The 26,410-nt window shown below is 53.2% G+C and carries 21 protein-coding genes; 9 read left to right on the forward strand and 12 right to left on the reverse strand.

Features of this window, described 5'->3' with window-relative positions:
* Positions 1-219: 219 nt before the first annotated feature.
* A complete protein-coding gene (gene crp / locus OGY72_RS20675) occupies positions 220-852 on the forward strand; it encodes a cAMP-activated global transcriptional regulator CRP (RefSeq protein ID WP_000242758.1) in 633 nt (210 codons plus the stop codon).
* 51 nt (positions 853-903) lie between these two features.
* Positions 904-2,985 carry a YccS/YhfK family putative transporter gene (locus tag OGY72_RS20680; protein WP_286549510.1) on the forward strand — a complete coding sequence of 694 codons (2,082 nt, stop codon included), beginning with the start codon at positions 904-906 and terminating at the stop codon, positions 2,983-2,985.
* Positions 2,986-3,055: 70 nt separating this feature from the next.
* Here OGY72_RS20680 and argD read toward each other — a convergent pair whose 3' ends face one another.
* The 5 genes from argD to ppiA all read right to left on the reverse strand — a co-directional run bounded on the left by argD (position 3,056) and on the right by ppiA (position 6,392).
* Entirely contained in the window at positions 3,056-4,273 is a 1,218-nt protein-coding gene (gene argD / locus OGY72_RS20685; RefSeq protein WP_286549167.1) for a bifunctional acetylornithine/succinyldiaminopimelate transaminase, read from the reverse strand.
* Between the two features lie 85 nt (positions 4,274-4,358).
* On the reverse strand, positions 4,359-4,922 hold the full coding sequence (pabA, locus tag OGY72_RS20690) for an aminodeoxychorismate synthase component 2 (RefSeq protein WP_286549168.1): 564 nt from the start codon (positions 4,920-4,922) through the stop codon (positions 4,359-4,361).
* 31 nt (positions 4,923-4,953) lie between these two features.
* Positions 4,954-5,556, reverse strand: coding sequence for a putative adenosine monophosphate-protein transferase Fic (locus OGY72_RS20695; protein WP_003827710.1), 603 nt, complete (start codon positions 5,554-5,556; stop codon positions 4,954-4,956).
* Positions 5,546-5,713 (reverse strand): FicA/YhfG family antitoxin, encoded by a 168-nt coding sequence (gene ficA / locus OGY72_RS20700; RefSeq protein ID WP_003827708.1) that lies wholly within the window; start codon positions 5,711-5,713, stop codon positions 5,546-5,548. Before ficA ends, OGY72_RS20695 begins: the two co-directional genes overlap by 11 nt.
* Before the next feature lie 106 nt (positions 5,714-5,819).
* Complete coding sequence (gene ppiA / locus OGY72_RS20705; protein ID WP_003023595.1) at positions 5,820-6,392, reverse strand: peptidylprolyl isomerase A; 573 nt, start codon at positions 6,390-6,392, stop codon at positions 5,820-5,822.
* 264 nt (positions 6,393-6,656) lie between these two features.
* Here ppiA and tsgA point away from each other — a divergent pair, with 264 nt between their 5' ends.
* From tsgA to OGY72_RS20740, 7 genes are all read left to right on the forward strand, one after another.
* Positions 6,657-7,838, forward strand: a complete 1,182-nt coding sequence (gene tsgA, locus OGY72_RS20710; protein ID WP_048215419.1) for an MFS transporter TsgA — start codon at positions 6,657-6,659, stop codon at positions 7,836-7,838.
* A gap of 272 nt (positions 7,839-8,110) precedes the next feature.
* The gene (gene nirB / locus OGY72_RS20715) at positions 8,111-10,654 is read left to right on the forward strand and encodes an NADPH-nitrite reductase large subunit (RefSeq protein ID WP_181634250.1); all 2,544 of its coding nucleotides are present in this window, start codon (positions 8,111-8,113) and stop codon (positions 10,652-10,654) included.
* Positions 10,651-10,977: a nitrite reductase small subunit NirD gene (nirD, locus tag OGY72_RS20720; protein ID WP_003023590.1), complete on the forward strand. Its 327-nt coding sequence runs from the start codon at positions 10,651-10,653 to the stop codon at positions 10,975-10,977. The genes nirB and nirD overlap by 4 nt, the downstream gene beginning before the upstream one ends.
* A 187-nt stretch (positions 10,978-11,164) precedes the next feature.
* Positions 11,165-11,974, forward strand: coding sequence for a nitrite transporter NirC (gene nirC, locus OGY72_RS20725; protein ID WP_008786308.1), 810 nt, complete (start codon positions 11,165-11,167; stop codon positions 11,972-11,974).
* 11 nt (positions 11,975-11,985) lie between these two features.
* Positions 11,986-13,359 (forward strand): siroheme synthase CysG, encoded by a 1,374-nt coding sequence (cysG, locus tag OGY72_RS20730; RefSeq protein ID WP_148361401.1) that lies wholly within the window; start codon positions 11,986-11,988, stop codon positions 13,357-13,359.
* A gap of 370 nt (positions 13,360-13,729) precedes the next feature.
* Positions 13,730-19,474, forward strand: coding sequence for a pectate lyase-fold domain-containing protein (locus OGY72_RS20735; RefSeq protein ID WP_286549174.1), 5,745 nt, complete (start codon positions 13,730-13,732; stop codon positions 19,472-19,474).
* A gap of 197 nt (positions 19,475-19,671) precedes the next feature.
* The gene (locus OGY72_RS20740) at positions 19,672-19,842 is read left to right on the forward strand and encodes a YhfL family protein (protein ID WP_042311973.1); all 171 of its coding nucleotides are present in this window, start codon (positions 19,672-19,674) and stop codon (positions 19,840-19,842) included.
* A 66-nt stretch (positions 19,843-19,908) separates the two neighbouring features.
* Here the strand turns inward: OGY72_RS20740 and OGY72_RS20745 are convergent, their stop codons facing one another.
* The 7 genes from OGY72_RS20745 to OGY72_RS20775 all read right to left on the reverse strand — a co-directional run bounded on the left by OGY72_RS20745 (position 19,909) and on the right by OGY72_RS20775 (position 26,406).
* On the reverse strand, positions 19,909-21,003 hold the full coding sequence (locus OGY72_RS20745) for an aminotransferase class I/II-fold pyridoxal phosphate-dependent enzyme (protein WP_149280726.1): 1,095 nt from the start codon (positions 21,001-21,003) through the stop codon (positions 19,909-19,911).
* 12 nt (positions 21,004-21,015) lie between these two features.
* Positions 21,016-22,320, reverse strand: coding sequence for a YhfT family protein (locus tag OGY72_RS20750; RefSeq protein WP_126317308.1), 1,305 nt, complete (start codon positions 22,318-22,320; stop codon positions 21,016-21,018).
* 11 nt (positions 22,321-22,331) lie between these two features.
* On the reverse strand, positions 22,332-22,685 hold the full coding sequence (locus OGY72_RS20755; protein ID WP_003023576.1) for a DUF2620 domain-containing protein: 354 nt from the start codon (positions 22,683-22,685) through the stop codon (positions 22,332-22,334).
* 10 nt (positions 22,686-22,695) lie between these two features.
* Positions 22,696-23,574 carry a phosphotriesterase-related protein gene (locus tag OGY72_RS20760; protein ID WP_286549177.1) on the reverse strand — a complete coding sequence of 293 codons (879 nt, stop codon included), beginning with the start codon at positions 23,572-23,574 and terminating at the stop codon, positions 22,696-22,698.
* Positions 23,571-24,797 (reverse strand): phosphopentomutase, encoded by a 1,227-nt coding sequence (locus OGY72_RS20765; protein ID WP_286549179.1) that lies wholly within the window; start codon positions 24,795-24,797, stop codon positions 23,571-23,573. Before OGY72_RS20765 ends, OGY72_RS20760 begins: the two co-directional genes overlap by 4 nt.
* Positions 24,797-25,960, reverse strand: coding sequence for a YhfX family PLP-dependent enzyme (locus OGY72_RS20770; RefSeq protein ID WP_126317305.1), 1,164 nt, complete (start codon positions 25,958-25,960; stop codon positions 24,797-24,799). The genes OGY72_RS20765 and OGY72_RS20770 overlap by 1 nt, the downstream gene beginning before the upstream one ends.
* Positions 25,961-26,043: 83 nt before the next feature.
* Positions 26,044-26,406, reverse strand: a complete 363-nt coding sequence (locus OGY72_RS20775) for a PRD domain-containing protein (RefSeq protein ID WP_126317304.1) — start codon at positions 26,404-26,406, stop codon at positions 26,044-26,046.
* Between the last annotated feature and the right edge of the window lie 4 nt (positions 26,407-26,410).

The raw sequence follows: 26,410 nt of genomic DNA on the forward strand, positions 1-26,410 counted from the left end.
CGAGACACCAGGAGACACACGGCGAAAGCTATGCTAAAACAGACGGGATGCTACAGTAATACATTGACGTACTGCATGTATGCAGAGGACATCACATTACAGGCTGCAGTATATTTTTGACAGCCCCTTTCCCAGGTAGCGGGAAGCATATTTTTGCAAACCCAGAGGCAGCGTCGTTTTCTGGCTCTGGAGACAGCTTATAACAGAGGATAACCGCGCATGGTGCTTGGCAAACCGCAAACAGACCCGACTCTCGAATGGTTCTTGTCTCATTGCCATATTCATAAGTACCCATCGAAGAGCACGCTGATTCACCAGGGTGAAAAAGCGGAAACGTTGTATTACATCGTTAAAGGCTCCGTGGCAGTGCTGATCAAAGATGAAGAAGGGAAAGAAATGATCCTTTCTTATCTGAATCAGGGCGATTTTATTGGTGAATTAGGCCTCTTCGAAGAAGGTCAGGAACGTAGCGCCTGGGTACGTGCCAAAACCGCATGTGAAGTCGCTGAAATTTCCTACAAAAAATTTCGCCAATTAATCCAGGTCAACCCGGATATTCTGATGCGCCTGTCTTCTCAGATGGCTCGTCGTCTGCAGGTCACGTCTGAAAAAGTGGGCAACCTTGCCTTCCTCGACGTAACCGGTCGTATCGCGCAGACTCTGCTGAATCTGGCGAAACAGCCTGATGCGATGACCCACCCGGACGGCATGCAGATTAAAATTACCCGTCAGGAAATCGGCCAGATCGTTGGCTGCTCCCGTGAGACCGTCGGTCGTATTCTGAAGATGCTGGAAGATCAGAACCTGATCTCCGCACACGGTAAGACCATCGTCGTCTACGGCACGCGTTAACCCCATCGAAGTGGCGCGTTACCCAGTAATGCGCCACTTTTGTTTACTCCGATGTGGCGAAGACTGATATACCACCCAGAGATCAACTACGCACTACGACAAACGCTGGTGCTATGTTTACCTGTGGCTGTTGGTCTGATCATCGGTCAGCTTCATTTGGGGCTTCTCTTTTCCCTCGTCCCTGCCTGCTGCAACATTGCCGGTCTTGATACTCCGCACAAGCGCTTTTTCAAACGCTTAGTCATTGGTGCATCGCTGTTTGCCGGGTGCAGTTTGATCATGCAGTTACTGCTTGCGCAAACTATACCGTTACCATTGATCCTCACCGGCCTGACGCTGATTCTTGGCGTAACCGCCGAGCTAAGCCCTTTGCATGCGCGATTACTGCCAGCCTCGCTTATCGCGGCGATTTTCACGCTCAGCCTGGCCGGGAATATGCCCGTCTGGGAGCCGCTGCTGATCTACGCGCTGGGCACGTTATGGTACGGCCTGTTCAACTGGTTCTGGATGTGGCGCGAGCAACCGCTCCGCGAATCGCTCAGCTTGCTGTACCGTGAATTAGCCGATTACTGTGAAGCCAAGTACAGCATGCTGACCCAGCATGCCGACCCAGAAAAAGCGCTGCCTCCCCTACTGGTTCGCCAACAAAAGGCAGTGGATCTGATTACCCAGTGCTATCAGCAAATGCATATGCTGTCGGCACATCACAACAACGAATACAAACGCCTGCTGCGTGCCTTTCAGGAGGCGCTGGATTTACAGGAGCATATTTCCGTTAGCCTCCACCAGCCAGAAGAAGTGCAAAAACTGGTTGAGCGTAGCCACGCGGAGCAGGTAATTCGCTGGAACGCGCGAACCGTCGCCGAACGCCTTCGGGTACTGGCCGATGATATTTTGTATCACCGCTTGCCGACCCGTTTCTCGATGGAAAAGCAGATTGGCACGCTGGAGAAAATAGCCAGGCAGCATCCGGACAATCCGGTGGGGCAATTTTGCTACTGGCACTTCAGCCGTATTGCCCGCGTGCTACGGACCCAGCGTCCGCTGTATGCCCGTGATTTAATGGCTGACAAGCAGCGTCGGTTGCCGCTGATCCCTGCCCTGAAAAACTACCTGTCGTTGAAATCCCCGGCGCTGCGCAATGCCGGACGCATCAGCGTTATGTTGAGTATCGCAAGCCTGATGGGCAGTGCCTTACACCTGCCAAAGCCTTACTGGATTTTGATGACGATCCTGTTTGTTACGCAAAATGGCTACGGGGCGACCCGGGTGCGCATCTTACACCGTTCCGTAGGTACGCTCGTTGGACTGGTCATTGCTGGCGTCACGTTGCACTTTCATATTCCCGAAGGTTTCACGCTGGCGGCCATGCTGCTGATAACCCTGGTGAGTTATCTGATCATCCGTAAAAACTACGGCTGGGCTACCGTCGGTTTTACGGTAACGGCGGTATACACCCTGCAACTGCTGACGCTGAACGGGGAAGAGTTTATCGTGCCGCGGTTTGTCGATACGGTCATTGGCTGCTTAATCGCCTTTGGCGGCACGCTCTGGCTGTGGCCACAGTGGCAGAGCGGTCTGCTGCGAAAGAACGCCCACGATGCGTTAGAAGCCGACCAGGAGGCCATTCGTCTGATCCTCAGCAACGATCCACAGGCCACGCCGCTGGCGTATCAGCGCATGCGCGTCAACCAGACGCAAAACACGCTGTTCAACTCGCTGAACCAGGCAATGCAGGAGCCAGGATTTAACTCGCACTACCTTGCAGACATGAAACTGTGGGTCACGCACAGCCAGTTCATCGTCGAACACATCAACGCGATGACCACGCTGGCAAGGGAACATACGATGCTGACGCCGGATTTGGCGCAGCGGTATCTGGAGTCCTGTGAAATTGCGCTCCAGCGCTGTCAGCAACGGCTGGAATATGATGGGCCGGGAAGCTCGGGAGATGTGAATATTCTCGAAGCGCCAGAGATGCTGTCCCATGGTCCGTTAAGCACCCTTGAGCAGCATCTGCAGCGGGTTCTTGGGCACCTGAACACCATGCATACCATTTCGTCGGTAGCATGGCGTCAGCGACCGCACCACGGGATCTGGCTGAGCCGCCGACTGCGGGATATGAAGGGTTAAGCTCGACTGCCGGATGCGCTACGCTTATCCGGCCTACGAATCACAGCTTACCCTGTACGCCATCCGGCAATCAGCCCACCACTTTCGCTACCGCCTGCGCGAAGCGCTGCATCCCTTCATCGATATCCTCCTGCTCCACCACCAGCGACGGCGCGAAACGCATCACGTCCGGCCCGGCGTTCAGCACCATCACCCCTTCGTGCGCGGCGGCATAGAGGAAATCGCGCGCCCGGCCTTTAAACTGCGGCTTCAACTCGGCGCCAATCAGCAGCCCCATCCCGCGAATATCGCTGAAAATGTCGAACTGTTGATCAATCTTGTGCAAATGCTGGACAAACGCCTGACGCCTGGCCTGAATGCCTCCCAGCACTTCCGGCGTGTTGATGATATCAAACGCTGCCCCCGCTACCGCACAGGCCAGCGGGTTACCGCCGTAAGTGGAGCCGTGCGAACCCACGTGGAACGCGGAGGCAATCTCTTGAGTAGTCAACACCGCGCTCACCGGGAAGCCGCCACCGAGCGCCTTCGCGCTGGTGAGGATATCCGGCGTCACGCCGTAGTGCATATAGGCAAACAAATCGCCGGTACGCCCCATCCCGCTCTGCACTTCATCAAATACCAACAGTGCCTGGTGCTGGTCGCAGAGTTCACGTAAACCTTGCAGGAATTCCGGCGTTGCCGCAGTGACGCCGCCCTCACCCTGAATAGGCTCAACCACCACCCCGCAGGTGTGATCGTCCATCACCGCTTTGACCGCATGCAGATCGTTAAACGGGACATGGATGATATCCGCCGGTTTTGGTCCAAAGCCGTCGGAGTATTTCGGCTGCCCACCAACGGATACGGTAAACAGCGAACGGCCGTGAAACGCATTATGGAAGGCAATGATTTTGGTTTTGAACGGGCTATGACGCACGCAGGCATAGTGGCGCGCCAGCTTAAAGGCGGTTTCGTTGGCTTCAGTACCGGAGTTCATGAACAGCACGCGCTCGGCAAAGGTCGCATCAATGATTTTACGGCCTAAGCGCAACGCCGGTTCGTTGGTGAAAACGTTGCTGGTATGCCACAGGGTTTCGCCCTGAGTTTTTAACGCCTCAACCAGTGCCGGGTGGCAATGTCCTAGCGCGGTCACTGCAATGCCGCCCGCGAAATCAACATACTCTTTGCCCTGTTGATCCCACACTCGACTCCCTTTTCCTTTTACCGGGATAAACTCAGCCGGTGCATAAATCGGCAGAATCACTTCATCGAATGTCGCGCGCGTAATTGCAGTTTGTTCAGTTGCCATGTCATTACCACCCTGTTAAGCAGAAACGCCAGTGAAATTATAATCACAAAATATGAATAAAAAATCACTGAATGGCAACTACAAATCAGCGATTGAGGAAATTAGCCAGCAGCTGATGCCCCTGTTCGCTGAGAATACTCTCCGGGTGAAACTGTACCCCTTCCATATCCCACTCGCGGTGACGAATGCCCATTATCTCCAGCGTTTCACTCCATGCTGTCACTTCAAAGCACTCGGGAAGCGTCTCAGGAGCAACCACCAGAGAGTGGTAGCGCGTTACCGTTAATGGGTTAGCGAGTCCCTGAAAAACACCCTGCCCGGTATGGGTAATCGGCGAGGTTTTACCGTGCATCACTTTAGCCGCCCGAACTACGTTCGCGCCAAAGGCCTGCGCCATCGCCTGGTGACCAAGACAAACACCCAACAAGGGAAGCTTACCGGCGAAATGACGAATAACGTCCAGTGAGATACCGGCGTCATCCGGCGTGCCTGGCCCAGGGGAAATCACGATTTTTTGCGGGTTCAGCGCATCGATTTGCGCCAGCGTCAGATCGTCGTTGCGCCGGACAAGGACATCAGCGCCCAGTTCGCAGAAGTATTGGTACAGGTTCCAGGTAAAAGAATCATAGTTATCAATAAGCAGGATCATGGCGGCTCCGGTACATAAGAACCGCGCTATTCTACTCAGTTTCCGGGGCTTCGCTTACCACTTTACGAAATATCGCCCGCAATGCAGACAGGTCACCCATCGCCCCGCTCTGATTAGCCTGATTCCACTCTTCAACCGGAATGCCATCCCAGCTCAGCATATACCCGGCATGAATCGCTAACTGTTCGAAGAAAATACGCTGCGCCAGGCCACTGCCAATGCGAAACGGATGCAGCACATTGATTTCGCAATAATAGTGCGCAAGACGATCGACAAACTTGTCTTCCGGCAATCCCACCAGCCAGGACTCATCTTCCAGGTCCTGCATCAGCGCATTGCCCTCTTTCTCGATATAGGCGAAATGGCAAAAGCGAGTATCGCCCTGGTAAATATCGACTTCGCGCAGGAGTCCCGCCCAGTCAAAAATATCCCGATACAGCTGGCGATGAATGGCGCACAGGTGCGGTAAGCCCCGTTTAAGCGGCCCCAATTCGATAGTCGCCGCACGCAGCGCTGTCAGTTCATAAGCCGCCTGCGCTAAACGCTGCGCCTGATGAATCCCCAGACGGTTACGCATGACATTCAGGCCCGGATATAAATACGGGTCGCGACCATCACCGAATTTATCGCTCATAGTGCCTCCTCAGCTCTTCAAGACGCGCCAGAGCGTCTTCAGCACTCAGAGTAACCCGCGGAATATCTACGCCTTCCAGCCGTCGGCTGGCCTGGAAATTGGCGTTTCGCCGTTGTTCCCACAGCCTGGACTTTTGTTTATCGGTGAGTTTTTTCACGTGACCTCCCTGAATGAGCCGACACTTGCCACAAGTATAAGCAGCAATTTAGGGTTACGCAGAGAGAGGGGTGAACGCGGGCAAGAACTACCCGCGCAAGATACGATTACGGCAGGACTTTAGCAGAAAGGATAACAATCGGTTTTGACGGGACATTCTGGTATGGACCGACATCATGGGTCTGTACCTGAGAGATCTTATCCGCGACATCCATACCTTTCACAACTTTACCAAAAACAGCGTAGCCAAAGTCGCGCTGGCCGTGATCGAGGAAAGCGTTATCTGCAATGTTGATAAAGAACTGGCTGGTCGCGCTGTCTTTATCCGCTGTACGCGCCATAGCAATCGTGCCGCGAGTGTTACGCAGTCCGTTATCGGCTTCATTCTTGATTGGCGGATTAGGTTTCTTCTGCTGCATCTGCTCGGTAAAACCGCCGCCCTGCACCATGAAGCCTGGGATCACACGGTGGAACGTGGTGTTGTTATAGAAACCACTGTTGACATAATCGACAAAGTTTTGCACTGAAACCGGGGCTTTCTGACTGTTCAGCTCCAGCTCAATGTTACCGGCAGAGGTTGTCAGCAGAACATGCGGGTCACCTTTTGCTGCCAGTGCTGCGGGAGAGAGAGCAGAAAGAGCGAGAACAGCTGCAACAGCCGCCAGAGTCGATTTGAGCATGAGAATTCCTTAACAAGAGCAGAAATGAAGCAAGTGAATTGATTCTAAAGAGCCTTCAAGGACAAGGCCATCCCTTTACTTAATTTTACGTACCTGAAACAAATGTAACCTCATGGCTGCAAGTATCAATGTGATCAAGATCACATAGAAAAATGTAACGCACCAAGTTATTACCAATAAATATTTAAATGCGTCACTAAAACGCCTAAAATCTGCCCGCTCACGGCGCAGTCAATGCGCCTTACACTTCTATACAGGCCAGTCATGACTAACAGCAATCGCATCAAGCTCACATGGATTAGCTTTCTCTCCTACGCCCTGACAGGTGCGTTGGTAATTGTCACCGGGATGGTGATGGGAAACATCGCAGATTACTTCCATTTGCCCGTTTCCAGCATGAGTAACACCTTCACCTTCCTGAATGCCGGCATTCTGATCTCTATCTTTCTGAATGCATGGTTAATGGAAATCGTGCCACTGAAAACCCAGTTGCGCTTCGGCTTTATCCTGATGGTACTGGCCGTTGCCGGACTGATGTTCAGCCATAGCCTGGCCTTGTTCTCCGCCGCCATGTTTGTATTGGGTCTGGTGAGCGGTATTACCATGTCGATTGGTACGTTCCTGGTAACTCAAATGTATGAAGGTCGCCAGCGCGGTTCCCGCCTGCTGTTTACTGACTCTTTCTTCAGCATGGCCGGCATGATTTTCCCGATGGTTGCCGCGTTCTTGTTAGCGCGCAGCATCGAATGGTATTGGGTCTATGCCTGCATCGGCCTCGTATACGTCGCCATTTTCCTGCTGACCTTCGGTTGTGAATTCCCGGCACTGGGTAAACACGCTCAGCAGTCAGACGCGCCGGTAGTAAAAGAAAAATGGGGGATTGGCGTGCTGTTTCTGGCGATCGCTGCACTGTGCTACATCCTCGGTCAGTTGGGTTTTATCTCCTGGGTCCCGGAGTACGCCAAAAGTCTGGGCATGAGCCTGAACGATGCGGGTAAACTGGTCAGCGACTTCTGGATGTCTTACATGGTTGGCATGTGGGCATTTAGCTTTATTCTGCGTTTCTTCGATTTGCAGCGCATCCTGACCGTACTGGCGGGTCTGGCTACCGTCCTGATGTATCTGTTTATCACCGGTACGCCAGAGCATATGCCGTGGTTTATTATGACGCTGGGCTTCTTCTCCAGCGCGATTTATACCACCATCATTACCCTTGGCTCCCAGCAGACGAAGGTCGCCTCACCCAAACTGGTTAACTTCGTTCTGACCTGCGGCACCATCGGCACTATGCTCACTTTCGTCGTCACCGGCCCTATCGTGGCACACAGCGGCCCGCAGGCGGCATTGCAAACGGCTAACGGCTTGTATGCGGTTGTATTCGTGATGTGCTTTATTCTTGGATTCGTCACGCGTCATCGCCAGCATAACGCCCCAGCAGCGCATTAATCTCACTGCCGGATGGTATCCACATCATCCGGCATATTTTCTCCTCCTCTCTTCTTTCACTGGTCATGTAGGCCAATTCCTACAAAAACCCCTTAATTTGTACGCTATTTATACAAACACGAAAACCCAAATAATTCCGTCACTTATAAAAATGCTGACAAATCAGTTATATACCTCTTAAGGAGTATATAAGGGCGAATTTGATTTGCATCAATAAGCGCGGTTGCTGAATCGTTAAGGTAGGCAGTAATAGAAAAGAAATCGAGGCAAAAATGAGCAAAGTCAGACTCGCTATTATCGGTAATGGTATGGTCGGCCATCGCTTTATTGAGGATCTTCTTGATAAATCCGACGCTGCCAATTTTGATATTACCGTCTTCTGTGAAGAACCCCGCAAAGCGTACGACCGCGTACACCTGTCTTCCTACTTCTCCCACCACACCGCTGAAGAGCTTTCTCTGGTGCGTGAAGGATTCTACGAGAAGCACGGCGTTAAGGTGTTAGTGGGCGAGCGCGCAATTACCATTAACCGCCAGGAGAAGGTGATCCACTCCAGCGCAGGTCGTACGGTTTACTACGATAAGCTGATCATGGCGACGGGCTCTTACCCGTGGATCCCACCGATTAAAGGTTCGGAAACCCAGGACTGCTTCGTTTACCGCACCATCGAAGACCTCAACGCCATTGAGTCTTGCGCACGCCGCAGCAAACGCGGTGCCGTGGTCGGCGGTGGTCTGCTGGGCCTAGAAGCCGCCGGTGCGCTGAAAAGCCTCGGCGTTGAAACCCACGTGATTGAATTCGCCCCAATGCTAATGGCTGAACAGCTGGATCATATGGGTGGCGAGCAGTTACGTCGCAAAATTGAAAGCATGGGCGTGCGTGTGCACACCAGCAAAAACACCAAAGAGATCGTTCAGGAAGGCACCGAAGCGCGCAAAACCATGCGTTTTGCCGACGGTAGCGAACTGGAAGTCGATTTCATCGTCTTCTCTACCGGTATTCGTCCACGCGACAAACTGGCCACCCAGTGCGGCCTGGACGTCGCCCCTCGCGGCGGTATCGTCATTAACGACACCTGCCAGACCTCTGACCCGGACATCTATGCTATCGGCGAATGCGCCAGCTGGAACAACCGCGTGTATGGTCTGGTCGCTCCGGGCTACAAAATGGCGCAGGTTGCCGTTGACCATATTCTCGAGACCGAAAACGCCTTTGAAGGCGCGGACCTGAGCGCCAAGCTGAAGCTGCTCGGCGTTGACGTCGGCGGTATTGGCGACGCGCATGCGCGCACGCCGGGCGCACGTAGCTACGTCTATCTCGACGAAAGCAAAGAAGTCTACAAACGCCTCATCGTTAGCGAAGATAACAAAACCCTGCTCGGCGCGGTTCTGGTGGGCGATACCAGCGATTACGGCAACCTGCTGCAGCTGGTGCTGAACGCCATCGAACTGCCGGAAAACCCGGATTCACTGATTCTGCCAGCACATGCGGGCAGCGGTAAGCCGTCTATCGGTGTCGATAAACTGCCGGATAGCGCGCAGATTTGCTCCTGCTTCGATGTCACCAAAGGCATGCTGATTGCCGCTATCAACAAAGGCTGTCATACCGTTGCGGCGCTGAAAGCGGAAACCAAAGCGGGTACCGGTTGCGGTGGGTGTATCCCACTGGTAACGCAGGTCCTGAACGCCGAACTGGCGAAACAGGGTATCGAAGTTAACAACAATCTGTGCGAACACTTCCCGTACTCACGTCAGGAACTGTTCCATCTCATCCGCGTAGAAGGCATCAAAACCTTCGAAGAGCTGCTGGCAAAACACGGGAAAGGCTACGGCTGCGAAGTGTGTAAACCGACCGTCGGTTCCCTGCTGGCTTCCTGCTGGAATGAGTACATCCTCAAACCACAGCACACGCCGTTGCAGGACACCAACGACAACTTCCTGGCGAACATCCAGAAAGACGGTACTTACTCCGTGATCCCGCGCTCTGCGGGTGGCGAAATTACCCCTGAAGGCCTGGTGGCTGTGGGCCGTATCGCGCGTGAGTTTAACCTGTACACCAAAATTACCGGTTCTCAGCGTATCGGTCTGTTCGGCGCGCAGAAAGATGACCTGCCGGAAATCTGGCGTCAGCTGATTGAAGCCGGTTTTGAAACCGGTCACGCGTATGCCAAAGCGCTGCGTATGGCGAAAACCTGCGTAGGCAGCACCTGGTGCCGTTACGGCGTCGGCGATAGCGTTGGCTTCGGCGTGGAGCTGGAAAATCGCTACAAAGGCATCCGTACCCCGCACAAAATGAAATTCGGCGTCTCCGGCTGTACCCGTGAATGTGCGGAAGCTCAGGGCAAAGACGTGGGTATCATCGCCACAGAGAAAGGCTGGAACCTGTACGTTTGCGGTAACGGCGGGATGAAACCTCGTCATGCGGATCTGCTGGCGGCGGATATCGATCGCGAAACTCTGCTCAAGTACCTTGACCGTTTCATGATGTTCTACATCCGTACCGCCGACAAACTGACCCGTACCGCACCGTGGTTAGACAATCTGGAAGGCGGTATCGAGTATCTGAAATCTGTCATCATCGACGACAAGCTGGGTCTGAACCAGCACCTGGAAGAAGAGATGACCCGTCTGCGTGAAGCGGTGGTCTGCGAATGGACAGAAACCGTTAACACCCCATCTGCGCAGGTTCGCTTCAAACACTTTATCAACAGCGAAAAACGCGATCCGAATGTCCAGGTTGTGCCTGAACGTGAACAACATCGTCCGGCCACGCCTTATGAGCGTATCCCGGTGACTCTGGTGGAGGAAAACGCATGAGCCAGTGGAAAAACATCTGCAAAATCGATGACATTCTGCCTGCAACAGGCGTCTGCGCCCTGTTAGGTAACGAGCAGGTTGCGATTTTCCGCCCGTATCACAGCGACCAGGTGTTTGCGATCAGCAACATCGACCCGTTCTTTGAGTCCAGCGTGCTTTCTCGCGGGCTGATTGCTGAACATCAGGGCGAATTGTGGGTTGCCAGCCCGCTGAAAAAACAGCGTTTTCGCTTAAGCGACGGTTTGTGCATGGAAGACGAACAGTTCTCCGTGAAACATTACGAAGCGCGAGTGAAAGACGGCACGGTGCAACTGCGCGGTTAATAAATTTTTGGGAGGCGCAACGCCTCCCCTTTTTTGACGTATTTGTAGGTCTTTTATTAGTAGGCCTGATAAGCGTAGCGCCATCAGGCAATTGCACAAGCACATTGCCGGATGGCGGCATAAATGCCTTATCCGGCCTACGGTTACGATTTCTTTTTATTGTTTGTACTTCAAGGATAATCAACACATGTTCACAGACACTATTAATAAGTGTGCGGCTAACGCTGCGCGCATCGCACGCCTGTCGGCTAATAACCCGCTCGGATTCTGGATTAGTTCGGCAATGGCGGGAGCCTATGTTGGTCTCGGCATCATTCTTATTTTCACCCTCGGTAATCTGCTTGACCCGTCCGTTCGTCCTCTGGTGATGGGTGCAACCTTTGGTATCGCCTTAACGCTGGTCATTATCGCCGGTTCTGAACTGTTCACCGGACACACCATGTTCCTGACGCTCGGTGTCAAAGCGGGCACCATCAGTCACGGCCAGATGTGGGCAATCCTGCCAAAAACCTGGCTGGGTAACCTGGTCGGTTCCGTATTTGTCGCCCTGCTTTACAGCTGGGGCGGCGGTAGCCTGCTGCCGGTCGATACCAGCATCGTCCATTCGGTTGCTCTGGCGAAAACCACCGCGCCTGCGATGGTGCTGTTCTTTAAAGGGGCACTGTGTAACTGGTTGGTTTGTCTGGCAATCTGGATGGCAATCCGTACCGAAGGCGCGGCAAAATTCCTCGCTATCTGGTGGTGTCTGCTGGCGTTTATCGCTTCCGGCTACGAGCACTCCGTTGCCAACATGACGCTGTTTGCCCTCTCCTGGTTCGGCCATCACAGCGAAGCCTATACCCTGTCAGGAATTGGTCATAACCTGCTGTGGGTGACACTCGGTAATACTTTGTCCGGTGTCGTATTCATGGGATTAGGTTATTGGTATGCTACGCCAAAATCGGAGCGTCCGGCTCCGGCAAAAATCAATCAGCCAGAGGCTGCTGCCAATAATTAAGGGGTAATGTCGTGGATCATTTGCCTATATTTTGTCAACTACGTGACCGCGACTGCTTGATCGTCGGCGGTGGTGATGTCGCAGAACGCAAAGCGCGGTTACTGCTGGAAGCGGGCGCTCGTTTAACAGTTAATGCGCTGGCGTTTATTCCGCAGTTCACCGTATGGGCAGATGAAGGCATGCTGACGCTGGTTGAGGGGCCGTTCGATGAGTCCCTGCTCGACACCTGCTGGCTGGCTATTGCCGCCACCGATGACGATGCCGTCAACCAAAGCGTCAGCACCGCCGCAGAATCACGTCGTATCTTCTGCAACGTGGTCGATGCGCCAAAAGCAGCCAGTTTTATCATGCCGTCCATCATCGACCGCTCGCCGCTGATGGTGGCGGTCTCCTCCGGCGGGACATCGCCGGTGCTTGCCCGTCTGCTGCGTGAAAGGCTTGAATCCGTACTGCCTCAGCATTTGGGCCAGGTCGCACAGTATGCCGGCAAGTTGCGCTCCCGCGTGAAGCAGCAGTTTGCCAGCATGGGTGAGCGTCGCCGCTTCTGGGAAAAATTGTTCGTGAATGACCGCCTGGCGCAGTCGCTGGCGAACAATGACCTGAAAGCCGTCGAGGAAACCACCGAGCACATGCTCAGCGAACCACTGGATCACCGTGGTGAAGTGGTACTGGTTGGCGCTGGTCCTGGCGATGCCGGCCTGCTGACGCTGAAAGGGCTACAGCAGATCCAGCAAGCGGATGTCGTGGTCTATGACCGTCTGGTTTCCGACGACATCATGAACCTTGTACGCCGCGATGCAGACCGGGTGTTCGTCGGTAAACGTGCGGGCTATCACTGCGTACCGCAGGAAGAGATCAACCAGATCCTGCTGCGTGAAGCGCAACAGGGTAAACGCGTGGTTCGACTGAAAGGTGGCGACCCGTTCATCTTTGGCCGCGGTGGCGAAGAGCTGGAAACCCTGTGCCATGCCGGTATTCCATTCTCTGTAGTACCCGGTATTACCGCAGCCTCCGGTTGTTCCGCCTATTCCGGCATTCCACTGACCCATCGTGATTACGCCCAGAGCGTACGTCTGGTTACCGGACACCTGAAAACCGGTGGTGAGCTGGACTGGGAAAACCTGGCGGCAGAGAAACAGACGCTGGTGTTCTATATGGGTCTGAATCAGGCGGCCACCATTCAGGAAAAACTGATCGAATTTGGTATGCAGCCTGATATGCCCGTCGCATTGGTAGAAAACGGGACTTCCGTGAAGCAACGCGTCGTCAATGGCGTGCTGACCCAACTCGGCGAACTGGCGCAACAGGTTGAAAGTCCGGCGCTGATTATCGTCGGTCGTGTGGTAGGCCTTCGCGATAAGCTGAACTGGTTCTCGAACTATTAATTGAACGCTGAAAAATGCCCTGATATTGGGCTGCACCCCAAAAGTTGGACACCCAACTGAGTAAGGTGCAGTCCAATTCAGGGCATTTATTTTTCTCGCCTGTTTATCATTATTTATTCTTAAATCTGCATTAAGAAATATTCATTTTATTCACCATTAAAATACATTTATATTCTGATTTATAAAAATCGCGTAAAAAAATCATTTATATCCCTGTAACTCACCAATAGGATTCACATCCTAAATAATACATGATCATTGAATAATTTGACGAAGTATGGTCATTCAGTGGCAAAATCAAAAAATACCTAAAAATAACTTTATGCCTTCAATGGCATATTCTGCACGTATTTATTTAAGGATGTCGATTATGCAAAGGAAAAAACTCATTGCCGTGGGTATTGCTCTTGCGTTGCAAACTTACTATCTCCCGGCGATAGCCGCAGATAGCAGCGACGATGACAACGATTGCCCTACTGATGTATCCGTATTATCTAAAATAGAACGCGACAAACTTTCCAAACGTTGCCTTGCCGATTATAAAACACAAGATAACCACTGGGGATGGGCCATTGGCGGTATTGCGGCGCTTGCCGCAGGAGTAGCAATTGGCGTAGACAGCAATGACCACGATGCTCATCATAGCAGTACGCCAGCAATACCCGATGGCGGCGACGTTACCCCTCCAGACGATGGTGGAGGTAATGTGACTCCTCCCGACGATGGTGGAGGTAATGTGACCCCTCCCGACGATGGTGGAGGTAATGTGACCCCTCCCGACGACGACGGTGGTGACGTGACTCCTCCCGACGATGACGGCGGTGATGTAACTCCTCCTGACGATGACGGCGGTGATGTAACTCCTCCCGACGATGACGGCGGTGATGTAACTCCTCCCGACGATGACGGCGGTGATGTAACTCCTCCCGACGATGGCGGCGGTGATGTAACTCCTCCCGACACCTCAGTCATTACCTTCAGCAACGGCGTCACCCTCGATAAAGGTGCAGATACGCTCCATTTTGACAACATCAAACTGGATAACGGTACCAGCCTCGGCGAAGCTACGGTCAGTTACAGCCAGCAAAATGATCAATGGCAACTCACCACGCCGGATGGCAAAACGCTGCAAATTACCGGCTGGCACGTTACCAGCGATAATGCCGCCGTAATTGAAGGGACGCAGGAAAACGGTCAGTACTGGAAGTATGACAGCCGGGGATACTTAATCCTTGCCAATGAGAATACACAAGTCATTGCTGGCGATGGCACGACCAATATCACCGATCGCGGGTTGGAGATCAGTGGCGCAAACAATACCGCTGCAATTATTTCCGGCGATAAGACCCACAACACGCTGACTGGCGATTCCACCGTTACTGGCGGCGCTGTGGGTCTGGTGATTACCGGCGATAACACGACCAATACGATTTCAGGCCATACGACAGTAGATGGGGCAACAGGCGCGCTGATTTCCGGTAATAGCACCTCCTCCACCTTTTCCGGCGACGTTACCGTCAGCGGTGGCGGCACCGGCATCGTTTTCGATGGCGACAATATGTCGATTAGCAATACAGGTATCTCCGACATTAGCGGCAAAGACTCCACTGGCTCGATTATTAACGGTAATAATGCACAAGTCGCCAACGACGGTAACCTGAACATTTTGGACGGCGCCACCGGAGCAAAAATCATCGGTGATGGCGCCATTGTCGATAACACAGGTACTTCCACCGTCAGCGGCGAAGGCTCAACGGGCCTGTATATCGACGGTGATAATGCGCTCGTTATCAATGAAGGGGATCAGGTTATTGCTGACGGTGCAACGGGTACCTATATTGATGGCGACAACGCCCGAATAATCAATACAGGTAATATGACCGTTGATGGCGCAGGTTCAACCATCTCCACCATTACAGGCAATAACGCGAGGCTGACGCAGAATGGCGACCTGCTGGTTATCAATGGCGCGACGGGACTCACCATCAACGGAGAGGGTGGCAAACTCGTTAACAGCGGTCAAACAACGGTGAGTGGCGAAGGTTCTGTTGGTTTCGTTATTGCCGGTAAACAAAATACATTTAACAGCAACGGCGATATCAATACCAGCCTCAACGGTACGGGCGCACAGGTAAGTGGTGAGGGTTCACTGGTTTCTCTGGACGGCAATATCAACGTTATCTCCGCCCAGGACAGCGATGATATATTTCGCGGCGCAACCGGCGTGAGCATTAGCGGCAACAGCAATACGGTGAATATCGTAGGCGACGTCAACATGAGTGCCGACTATGCGCCGGATTCAAAAATTACCAGTAATACGCCACTGACCGGCGTCAGCATCAGCGGCAACAATAATACTATTGCTCTTGACGGCGAACTTAACATTGACGTTAACGACCTGGCCACGGGCAATGGGCAGTATCTGGACGCTGTTGGCCTGAACGTAACGGGCGATGGTAACAGCGCTAACATTACTGGCGGTATTGACATCACCCACAACAGCGGAACCCCGGGTTATGATTTTGTAACTATCACGGGCATTGAGATTGATGGCAACAGCGAAGTTGTGCTGAGCGGTCAATCTACTGTGGATACCACCACTATAGCAGGTGGTAGTGTCATACTGGCGCAGGTAGCCAACGGCGGTTCTCTGGTTCTGGATGAAGATTCCGCTATTGATATTAATGTCAGTTACAAAAACTCGAACTATTACACCGACAATGCCCTGCTCATGGCTAATGGGGAAGGCACATCTATTGATAACCGAGGCGATATTACCAGCAACGGCGTATATTCCGTTATGCGTGCTGATAATGGCGCTGAAATAACCAACAACGGAAATATTCTGGTCTATGCTACCAGCAGCGGCGGCGATGATAATATCGCTATTGCTTCCGCCAGTGGCAAAGAGAGTGTTGTTCATAACAAATCCGGCGGTGATATCACCGTCATTACCGATCAGACGCCAGCAGGCGACGACGGTACTTCCTCATATCCCATAGTCTGGTACACCCACACCTTCTATGCAATGCTGGCCTCCGCATACGGCAACGTCATTAACGATAAAGGCGCAACCATTCACCTGCAGGGGGCTGGCGTATATGGTGTCTCAGCCAGTAAAGGAACGGCGCTGAATGCAGGTGATATCGACCTGGACGGCTTTGTCCCGACGCTGGATGAAGAAGGCAATACCCTCGGCAGTACGTACTGGCACCCGTCATCCCTTTATCTGACCAGTTCCGGCATGGTCGCAGGCTCAACGGATAAAGGAAACGGCGACGCCACGGCAACCAATACTGGCACGATAACCGTCAACAACGCAGGCTTCGGCATGATGGCGCTCAATGGCGGGACGGCGATTAACCAGGGCATCATTACGCTGACCGCAGACGAAGGCGTAACAAAAACCGATGAAAACCAACTGGTTGGCATGGCGGCATTAAACGGTGGTACGGTGGTGAACGACACGACCGGGGTTATCAATATTTATGCTGATTATGGCAAACCATTTTTTGCCGATAGCAGCAGCATGGTAATTAACTACGGTACGGTCTGTATCGGCGATGATTGCCAGGACAGCGCGGAATATAACCCAACCGATACAAATGTCTCGTTGAACTATGCTGACGGTCTTATCACCGCCGAGGGTGAAAACATGACGTCACCCAATAACATATATGTTTCCGGTAAAGTGGGTAATGATGGCACGGTCAACACCGATAATATCTCTGTTATTGAGAGTGGCAATCTTTCGAATAATACCAGCGGTACGCTTAATAGCGATATCAGTCTTGATAAGGGAATGCTAACTAATAACGGAGAGATTTCCGGTACGGTTTCCTCCCAGGGCGGTACGATTACCAACAGCGGTAAAATAGGCTCTGTTGATGCGGAAGGCGGGAGCACATTCACGAACGGTGGCGAAGTTACCGGCACATTAACCGTAGGTGGCGGCTCAACGGTCATTAACGGTAACACAGCCTCTGTTAACAAAGTCGAGATGTGGAAAGGGACGCTGGATAACCAGGGGTATATTGGCGCACTGACGCTGGAAAACACCACGGGCGTAGTGAGCAATGAAGGTACGATTAACAAAATCAATTTCAACGCTGCCACCGTATTTAACAACAGCGGTACGGTAAATGATGCAGCCATAGCCCAGGGTGCCACCGTCAATAATCTGAGCAGTGGCGTGCTCAGCGTACCGGAAGATATGTGGAAAGGAACGCTGAACAACTGGGGCGAAGTTGATGGCACGATGAATATCGCCAGCAGTGCGTTTACCTTCTATAACGCGGGAACGTTCAACGGTAAGGTTAAAACCGCCAGCGCAAATGGCGGTAAGGTAATTAATGATGGCGTTATCAACGCCAGCGGCAATAATACCGTCGCCATGTCAGCTTCCGGCAGCGCAAAAATGGTAAACAACGGCGTAATTAATCTGGGAACAGAAGGAACCAGTGATACCGGCATGGTAGCAATGCAGCTGGAATCCAACGCCAAATCCGATGCCGTCATCGAAAACAATGGTGCGATTAATATCTATGCCAGCAACTCCTACGCCTTTAGCCAGTTGGGCAGCAACGGTCATATTGTCAACAACGGCACGGTTTATATCGACGACAGCGTGACAAACTCCGGCTTTATCAAGCAGCAAGGTAAAACCATCGAAGGCAGCGGCGAAAACGGCGACGGCACGGAAGTGCATTATGTTGATTTTACCGCCCCGACAGAGCCCACCGTTAACAACGGCACAACAACCGTGACCGCTGACAGCACCGCCGCATCGTCAGGGACGAACGATCTCTCCGGCTACGTGGTCGGTACCAGCGCCGACGGCAGCGCAGGCCAGTTGAAAGTGAGCAACGCCAGCATGAATGGCGTCGGTATCAATACTGGCTTTACCGCAGGCACCGCCGATACTACCGTCAGCTTTGACAACGTGGTCGAGGGCAACAACTTGTCAGATGCCAGCGCAATCCAGTCCACTTCCGTGGTGTGGAACGCCCAGGGCAGCCAGGACGCCGACGGCAACGTTGACGTCACCATGACCAAAAATGCCTACGTCGATGTGGCAACCGACAGCAGCGTATCCGATGTGGCAAACGCCCTGGATGCGGGCTACACCAACAACGAGCTGTACACCAGCCTCAACGTCGGCACGACCGCCGAACTCAACAGCGCACTGAAGCAGGTCAGCGGCAGCCAGGCCACCACGGTATTCCGGGAAGCACGGGTATTAAGCAACCGCTTTACGATGCTGGCCGATGCCGCGCCGCAAATTAAAGATGGTCTGGCGTTCAACGTGGTGGCAAAAGGAGATCCACGCGCCGAGCTGGGCAACGATACCCAGTACGACATGCTCGCATTGCGCCAGACGTTGGATCTGACCGCCAGCCAGAATCTGACGCTGGAGTACGGTATAGCGCGTCTGGACGGTGACGGTTCGCAGACCGCGGGCGACAACGGCCTGACCGGAGGTTACAGTCAATTCTTCGGCTTGCAACACAGCATGGCGTTTGAAGAGGGGCTGACCTGGAATAATAGCCTGCGTTATGACGTCCATAACCTCGACAGCAGCCGTTCGGTGGCTTACGGCGACGTGAGTAAAGTTGCCGACTCTGACAGCCGTCAGCAGTACATGGAGTTCCGCAGCGAAGGGGCGAAAACCTTCACGCTGATGAATGATACGCTGAAAGTCACGCCGTACGCCGGGGTGAAATTCCGTCACACGCTGGAAGGCGGCTACAAAGAGCGCAGCGCGGGGGACTTCAACCTGTCGATGAACGCTGGCAGCGAAACCGCCGTAGATTCCATTGTCGGAATGAAGTTCGACTACACCGGTGAAAATGGCTGGAGTGCCAGCGCCACACTGGAAGGTGGACCGAACCTGAGCTATGCGAAAAGCCAGCGTACCGCGTCGTTGCAAGGTGCCGCAGGCCAGTCCTTTAGCGTAGACGACGACCAAAAAGGCGGCGGCGTCAACGGTCTGGCGACGGTCGGCGTGAAGTACAGCACCAAAGATGCCAGCCTGAATCTGGACGCTTACCAGTGGAAAGAGGACAACATCAGCGATAAAGGCTTTATGTTGAATTTCAGAAAAACATTCCGCTAATTAATTAAACCCAGCAACCTGGTATTATTTATTAATACTAGGCTTTTTTATTTGAATCCAATTCACTAATCGTATGTTTTATATATAAACAGACATGTCCTTTTCTGGACTACTTAAAGTTTATGTTAGTTGATATCTTAACCGTCGAAAAATGGATTTCATCCATTTAGAAATAGATATCTAACAAGGATTTTGACATGTTTAAATTTGCAAAGATCACTATTGTTGCTGGGGTTCTGGCTACACTGACCGCGTGTACTGGTCATATCGAAAACAAAAAAAATAACTGCAGCTACGATTATTTCCTGCATCCAGCAATTTCAATTTCTAAAATTATTGGTGGCTGTGGCCCGGCTGCAGATCAGTAATAGAAGCGATTGCGCAGATACAAAAAACCGGGAGCTTCCCGGTTTTTGCATTTATAGATTAGATGCTCATTCAAACGTCATCGCACTCACGCTTTCTCGCAAAATACGCAGCACCGTCTCTTCTCCACTGCGGTTTGGATTGATACGAATCGCATAATCGCCCAACGACGGGTTCGCTTCGCGAAACGTCCCCGAAAGGCGATAGAACAACGGAGGGATCTCATACTTCGACTCAGCCCCCACCGGGTATGGCAGCGCACCTCTCTCTTGCGCCGCTTTCAGCACACGGGCGGCAATCGGCTGATGAAACTCCACAATCAGCACCTTCGACTGGGCATTAGCGATAACCGCCTTTTTCACCTCGGGTAGCACGCCGCTATTGAGAATCGTTAGCAGCCGTTCGGAAACGCCAGCCTGTACTGCATGCATCACTGGCGCGAAAACCAGGCCACGAAGCACTTCCAGCGCCTGCGCCCCCTGGATCTGGCTGCCGCCGGAATAAAACGTCGCGCGGATTTTAGCGATAGCCTCCGCCTTGCCGACCACCGCTCCGACGCCTTCCGGGCCGAAGAGTTTAAAGCACGAAAAAGTAGACAGCGTCGCCCCGCATTCACAGCCGATACCGTCTACTTTCATCACCGCGTAGTTATCATCGGTTAACGTCGGTACGCCGCACCGCGCAATTTCCGCCAACACCTCGGCTAACACGTAACGATCCTGCGGTTGCTGACGCGTATGCTGCACCAGCGCGGCGTCAGGGCGATGCTCTTCAATGAACTGCTTTATGGTCTTAAGATCGTTGAAATCTGCCCTGACGAGGATAATACCCATCTGCTCAATGAGCACCTGTGTCGTAGGATACACTGGCGCGTCATGAACCAGCAGCCGCTGGCCGGGTTTGAGTAACGCAGCCAGCCCGGCACGAATAGCCCCGGTGCCAGCCCCCTGAACCAACGCTGCGGCCTCAGCATGAAACGCCTCAGCCAGTACCTTTTCCACACGCTGCGTGACCCGAGGCTGATTCAGCCCCGGGACCAGCCCCAAATCACCGCCCGCCAGAAAATCAGCGCCAGGAAAGTGACGGCAGAGCGTATCCACCAGCGCAAACTGCTTTTGCTGTGCCTGCGCGAGCGTCAGACTTTGCAGAGGAAACGTCTTCATGCTTTAGCCTCCTCAGGCCGGAACAAACAGACCAAACCAGTAGAGAATATTCAGCACAATACCGGTGATCATCACCGCCACGACCGGCGCGGCCATCTTCTGTACCGGACGTCCAATCGATTCGTTGAGGAAGTAAATCGCTACCGCAATCGAAAAGCCGGTATAACCTGCCATCTTGATAGCGGCAAAAATCGAGCCTATCAACAGCGCCATTTCCATCAGCATATTCATCGCATTACGAATATTGTCCGATGCGTTACGTACCGATGGATAACGCCCCAGCCATTTACCGATAGAGCGCAGCAGCAGCACTTCAGCTGAAATCACGATCGCGCCCAGGATTGCCGCAATCCACGGGTTCGGCGCCAGGTAGCCAACGGAATAAACGAAGGTGAAACCCGCTACCGCATAAACGCCCGTCGCCAGCGCCGTTGTCGCAATCATCGGCACAAAGCCCAGCCCGCGCATAAACTCCGCCAGGGCAGCCTGATTCACCAGCGTCTGCGACTGCTCCGGCGTAATCCCCGCCGAATAGGCTTTTTCCAGCGTAAAAATTGAAACCTCGCTGCCAGCGAAAATCTTCATACTGGCGACGGCGGCAATCAGTGCGCCGACAATGGCGATGTACGGCAGGTTTTTTATAATCCGCGAGGTTCGTTCTTCAAAGACCGATAGCCCGCTGGCATCCATCTCGTCATCGCCGCGGTGGCGAATATCATGCGTAATGGCGATCGCCAGCAGCATCATCATCCCCACAAAAATCTCAATTGATTCCGGGTTCAGATGCGGGAAGTAACGCACCACCACCACGCGGGTCATCAGTACCACCACCGCCGCGATAATGCTGTGCTTCCAGCCAAACTGGTAGAAAATCGCCACCAGCGGGAAGAGTGCGAATGCGGAAACCACCGGAGAACTCAGTTCACCGAGGCTACCCAGTACATCAACCGGCAGCGCCGTGAGCAGATGGTTCACCGGCAGCAGGCAGGTCAGAATCAATACGCCCCAGATAGCGCCCAGACCGAACGCCAGCAGGCTGTTCATCGCCAACACGCCGAGAATATCCGTCGGTAGGAACAGCAGCCAGGCGTTGAGCAAGCCGGTTTTCAGGGTAAAAGAGATCCCAACCGACGCCACAAAGCCAATACTCAGACCAAACGCGATACTTCCCGCCTCACGGCGGTTCATGTACCCCTCGATCAGCTGCGGCAGAATCGGACGGATACCGTCATGAAAGACAGCCGCCGAGCGATGTGCCAGAAGTGACGTCATGCCGGTCAGGCAGGCCACCACCACAATCTGAATATACAGATCCATAGTCATGCCTTTTATTTCAGGTGGTTAACCAGCATCGGAATCGCATGTTCAACATGTTCGACGGAGAGACCAAAAGCCACTTTCCCTTCCGCAACCATTTTTGCGATATGTTCGTCTTTCGCCTTAATACCCGGCTTGGCGATAGTGCAGCTTTTGTTGTAGCCAATCACCGCAATGGCAATCGACAGCGCTGCACCCGCGCCGGTGTTACAAGCGCCGATGTAGTAATCCAGTTGTCCGGATTTCACCTTCATCGCCGCTTCCATATCGTTATGAATGGAGACTTCAAAGCAGCCCGGAGCTGCGGTTTCGATGGTCTTTTTAATCTGCTCACGCTGTAAGCCAGCAACGCCAATCTTTTTCATGATTCTGTCCTTATTGGAAAAATTGTGAGGGGTTATCACGCAACATCGTGTCCACATCGGCCTGGCTGAATCCTGACTGGCGCAACTGTGGGATAAAAGTGGTTAACAGATAGTCATAGCCATTGCCGCCATTGGCTTTTAAATGCGAGCGGCGGGTAATGTCCATGGAGAGCATCACGCGATTAAGCAGCCCGCGATTACGTAGCTCATGCAGCATGCCAATGCGGTTCTCGTCCGGGTAATAGTTGTTTTTACCGATGGTATCGAATTGCACATACGCACCGAGATCGATCATGCGTAAGATATTGTCGAGGTTATCTTTCAGGTCGCAGTGACCAACGGTTACGCGGGAAAGGTCGACGCCGTGAGCCTGTAGCAACACCAGCTGTTCCAGGCCCATGGTGCTAAAAGAGGTGTGGGTCGAGATGGGGCGTCCGGTTTCGATGTGCGCCCGCGCCGCGGCGATAAATACCTTCTCTTCAAGCGGCGTAATCACCCCTTCGCTGGAACCAATTTCGGCGATAATTCCGGCCTTCAATTCAGTGCCATCTATACCGATGACTATCTCATCGACCATCTCCTGCGCGAGCTGTTCCACGCTGCGGGCCGCGACATGTTCAGGGAAAAACGCATCCTGGTAATAGCCTGTGCAGGCCATCACGTTGATACCGGTATCGCGCATCAGATCGATCATGAATTGCGGATTACGCCCCATATAGCGGTTGGTCATCTCAATAATGTTGCTGACGCCTAACGCCCGGAGATCCTTCATTTCCTGACAAATGAGATCGTACTGATCTAACCGGCAGTCGAGATTATTCTTGACCCCAGAGAGATCAATATGCAGATGTTCGTGAACCCAGGTGTAGCCCGTCGGATCAAAATTCATAAGGTGTCTCCTGTAAGGCGTAATGCCGAAAGAAAAGAGCAGCCGTTTTGTGGCGCCGCCGCGCCGAAAAACTCACACACCGTAGCGCCAACGTCAGATAACGTCGCCCGGACGCCTAATTGCGCAGGCTCTAACCCCTCCCGATACACCAGAACCGGTACAACTTCCCGGGTATGGTGGCTGTGACCGATGGTCGGATCGTTGCCGTGATCGGCCATAACCACCAGACAGTCATTTGGATCCATAGCGGCCAGAAGGCGTGAAAGATTAAGATCAACAAGCTGCAGCCGTTCGGCATAACGTGCTACGTCTTCAGCGTGCCCGGCGAGATCGGTTTCCTGAATGTTGGTACAGATAAATACCGTCGATTCCGCGTTAAATTCGTTAAGCGTGATATCCATAATCTGCTGACTATCCACCAGGTTTTGCCAGCTGCGCCCGTGTGGATTGCCAACGATGTCCGCCACTTTACCGACCAGCACGGTAGGGATCCCGGTGTCATGCAGTTTTTGCGGTACCTGTACCTGCTCATCGACGCCAAAACCCATATGCCTGACCTGGAAGCCATTTTCATAGGCGCCGGAACGTGGAGCGTTAATGCCGATAAAGCGTCCCTCTTTGGTCTCGGCGGCATCCAGAATGCGCTGGCTGTCTGCAAGCTGACCGCCAAACGCAATCACGCGCCCGACCTGAACCTGCTCACGCACCACGTGGCCTATCTTTAGCACCTCATCAAACGGGATAACGGCAAGATTGGCAGTAATGTTGTAGACCTGACCTAAATCCGCTTCGAGGTTATCGCCCACTGCAACCGCATCGTTGACCCAAAGAAACGACAGGTCGCCGCCGCGACGTTCCACCTGCCAGCCAGCGGCCTTTAGCGCCTGCTCAACGCTGTCAATCACGGTGCTAAACGGCATCCGCAGCGGCGCCTGAGGCCGCGTACCTAAAATCTCCTGATGGCCCATAAAGGTATCTCCCCCTTCATGCTGCAGCTCTGCAACGCCCCAGACTGCCGATGCTGAAGGTTGCATCACACCCGGGGCAAAGCCCAGAGCGTTAATCAGCCCCAGCTTCTCAAGCGTTGGCAGGCGTAACTGCGGGAGTTCTCCTAGGATATGGCCACAGGTATTCGCTCCTGCATCCTGCGGCCTGACCAGCGTGACGTCTTTCATGGCGCCAACGCCGAAACTGTCGATTACTAACACCACGAATCGGGCCATTAGTCCTCCAGAATATTGCCGAGACTGTCGTAACGCGCGACGATTTCAGCTGCACCGCGCTGAATGCCCGATACCAGCACCACGTCGCTACGCGTCACGAAGATCTGGGTGCGAAAACAGAAGATCACCGCACTGCTCACCGGAAACTCCCCGGCAACAGGCAGGTAGTAGTCAATACTGCTGTCGTCCACGGGTTTTAGCTTCGCTGCGATCGGCGTGTCACTTTCTGGCGTAAAGACCAGCGCATTTTGCGCATGGCCGCGACGGTAATAGCCGCCACCGTAGCAATAACTGTCTCCACGAAAATTGTGCGATACCTCGCTCAACCACAGCATCGCAATGCGCTCCGGCTGGTCGCCTTTTTGATTGGAAGGAATGGTGCCGGTCAACGCATGACCCGGCTCCGCATGGGTGACGCCATATTCCGCCAGCAGGGGGAGTGACGAACAGCTACTGGCTGACGGCGCATTAAGCTGCTCAATGGCAATCCCGGCCTCAGCCAACTGACGTCGGGCATTTACCAGCGTATGCAGATTAGGCGTCGGCATAGTCTGCGCTGAGTTTTCATCCCATAACAGGCAGGGGAAATGAGTGAGGCCGCTCAGACGCAGACCCGGAAGCCTGCGGATTTCATTGACCACATCCGTCAGATACATCAGCGGAAATCCGCTTTCCTGCCCCGGGTAGAGAAAATCATCCTTGTCGTACACCTTCAGCATCACGTTCTGTTCACAACCGGCCTTCACTGCAGCAGCGGAAACTTCGCGCGCTTTCTCCAGTGAGAACAATGTGATGACTTCAGTACCCTGCGCTACAGCCTCATTGACCAGCCGCGACGGGATCTGCACCAGATGTCCCTGATGCGCAACCGGCAACCCGGCACGGCGCATGACGCGACTCTCCTTGTAATCCACAACCACGATGCCTTCATAGCCAAGCTGCAACAGCTTCTCCGCCAGCCACGGGTTACGTCCTACCTGTTTGGTCATCAGATACAGCGAGATACCATGTTGCCTGGCGACATCCAGTAGGCGTTTGCCATTCTCAATGACCTGGTCAACATCAATGACCCAACTGTCAGGTGCGATCTTTCCCTGCTGCCATAACGCGATAGCAGCCGAGATTAGCGCGGGGTTCTGGCGTTTCAATGCGTCTATAAACATTTCTCTGCCTCGTTTCTAATCCTTCAGTTAAATATTCATTTTTTTGAATATTTAAGGTGCAATAAGCTCATTGCCCATTGATTTCAGACGCCTTCGTTCGCCGCCATCCACAATCCATACAAGTTCGCCAGCATATAGCCTTCTTCATTGGTGTGCAGCGCCACCGTAAACTCTTTCATCAGCGCCTGATGTACCAATAAAATAGTTGGCCAGAGATGAGATTGCGCCAACTCCTCCAGCAGCTCACCATCCAGCGCTTCAATCACTTCGCCCTGGCGACTGCGCATTAACGCACTCGCCATATGGGTCATCGCCATGGTTCCTTGCTCACTGTAAATCGGCAAACGCCACTCTTCATCCAACCGCCTGACCACCTGCAGCATGCCGCTACAAATATCCTTGTCGATAACGCCTGCTTCACACAGCAGGTTAAGCCTGTTTTCCATGTCG

This window comes from Citrobacter sp. Cpo221, from assembly GCF_030332345.1.
Taxonomy (GTDB): Bacteria; Pseudomonadota; Gammaproteobacteria; order Enterobacterales; family Enterobacteriaceae; genus Citrobacter; species Citrobacter portucalensis.

What these genes read in the sequence shown, in the direction of transcription:
- crp (WP_000242758.1), top strand. Translation starts at nt 220, where the DNA reads ATGGTGCTTGGCAAACCGCAAACAGACCCGACTCTCGAATGGTTCTTG.
- OGY72_RS20770 (WP_126317305.1), bottom strand. Translation starts at nt 25,960, where the DNA reads ATGTTTATAGACGCATTGAAACGCCAGAACCCCGCGCTAATCTCGGCT.
- OGY72_RS20765 (WP_286549179.1), bottom strand. Translation starts at nt 24,797, where the DNA reads ATGGCCCGATTCGTGGTGTTAGTAATCGACAGTTTCGGCGTTGGCGCC.
- OGY72_RS20745 (WP_149280726.1), bottom strand. Translation starts at nt 21,003, where the DNA reads ATGAAGACGTTTCCTCTGCAAAGTCTGACGCTCGCGCAGGCACAGCAA.
- tsgA (WP_048215419.1), top strand. Translation starts at nt 6,657, where the DNA reads ATGACTAACAGCAATCGCATCAAGCTCACATGGATTAGCTTTCTCTCC.
- OGY72_RS20680 (WP_286549510.1), top strand. Translation starts at nt 904, where the DNA reads ATGTGGCGAAGACTGATATACCACCCAGAGATCAACTACGCACTACGA.
- OGY72_RS20740 (WP_042311973.1), top strand. Translation starts at nt 19,672, where the DNA reads ATGTTTAAATTTGCAAAGATCACTATTGTTGCTGGGGTTCTGGCTACA.
- nirB (WP_181634250.1), top strand. Translation starts at nt 8,111, where the DNA reads ATGAGCAAAGTCAGACTCGCTATTATCGGTAATGGTATGGTCGGCCAT.
- OGY72_RS20775 (WP_126317304.1), bottom strand. Translation starts at nt 26,406, where the DNA reads ATGGAAAACAGGCTTAACCTGCTGTGTGAAGCAGGCGTTATCGACAAG.
- OGY72_RS20735 (WP_286549174.1), top strand. Translation starts at nt 13,730, where the DNA reads ATGCAAAGGAAAAAACTCATTGCCGTGGGTATTGCTCTTGCGTTGCAA.
- nirD (WP_003023590.1), top strand. Translation starts at nt 10,651, where the DNA reads ATGAGCCAGTGGAAAAACATCTGCAAAATCGATGACATTCTGCCTGCA.
- argD (WP_286549167.1), bottom strand. Translation starts at nt 4,273, where the DNA reads ATGGCAACTGAACAAACTGCAATTACGCGCGCGACATTCGATGAAGTG.
- pabA (WP_286549168.1), bottom strand. Translation starts at nt 4,922, where the DNA reads ATGATCCTGCTTATTGATAACTATGATTCTTTTACCTGGAACCTGTAC.
- OGY72_RS20760 (WP_286549177.1), bottom strand. Translation starts at nt 23,574, where the DNA reads ATGAATTTTGATCCGACGGGCTACACCTGGGTTCACGAACATCTGCAT.
- OGY72_RS20750 (WP_126317308.1), bottom strand. Translation starts at nt 22,320, where the DNA reads ATGGATCTGTATATTCAGATTGTGGTGGTGGCCTGCCTGACCGGCATG.
- nirC (WP_008786308.1), top strand. Translation starts at nt 11,165, where the DNA reads ATGTTCACAGACACTATTAATAAGTGTGCGGCTAACGCTGCGCGCATC.
- OGY72_RS20755 (WP_003023576.1), bottom strand. Translation starts at nt 22,685, where the DNA reads ATGAAAAAGATTGGCGTTGCTGGCTTACAGCGTGAGCAGATTAAAAAG.
- ppiA (WP_003023595.1), bottom strand. Translation starts at nt 6,392, where the DNA reads ATGCTCAAATCGACTCTGGCGGCTGTTGCAGCTGTTCTCGCTCTTTCT.
- OGY72_RS20695 (WP_003827710.1), bottom strand. Translation starts at nt 5,556, where the DNA reads ATGAGCGATAAATTCGGTGATGGTCGCGACCCGTATTTATATCCGGGC.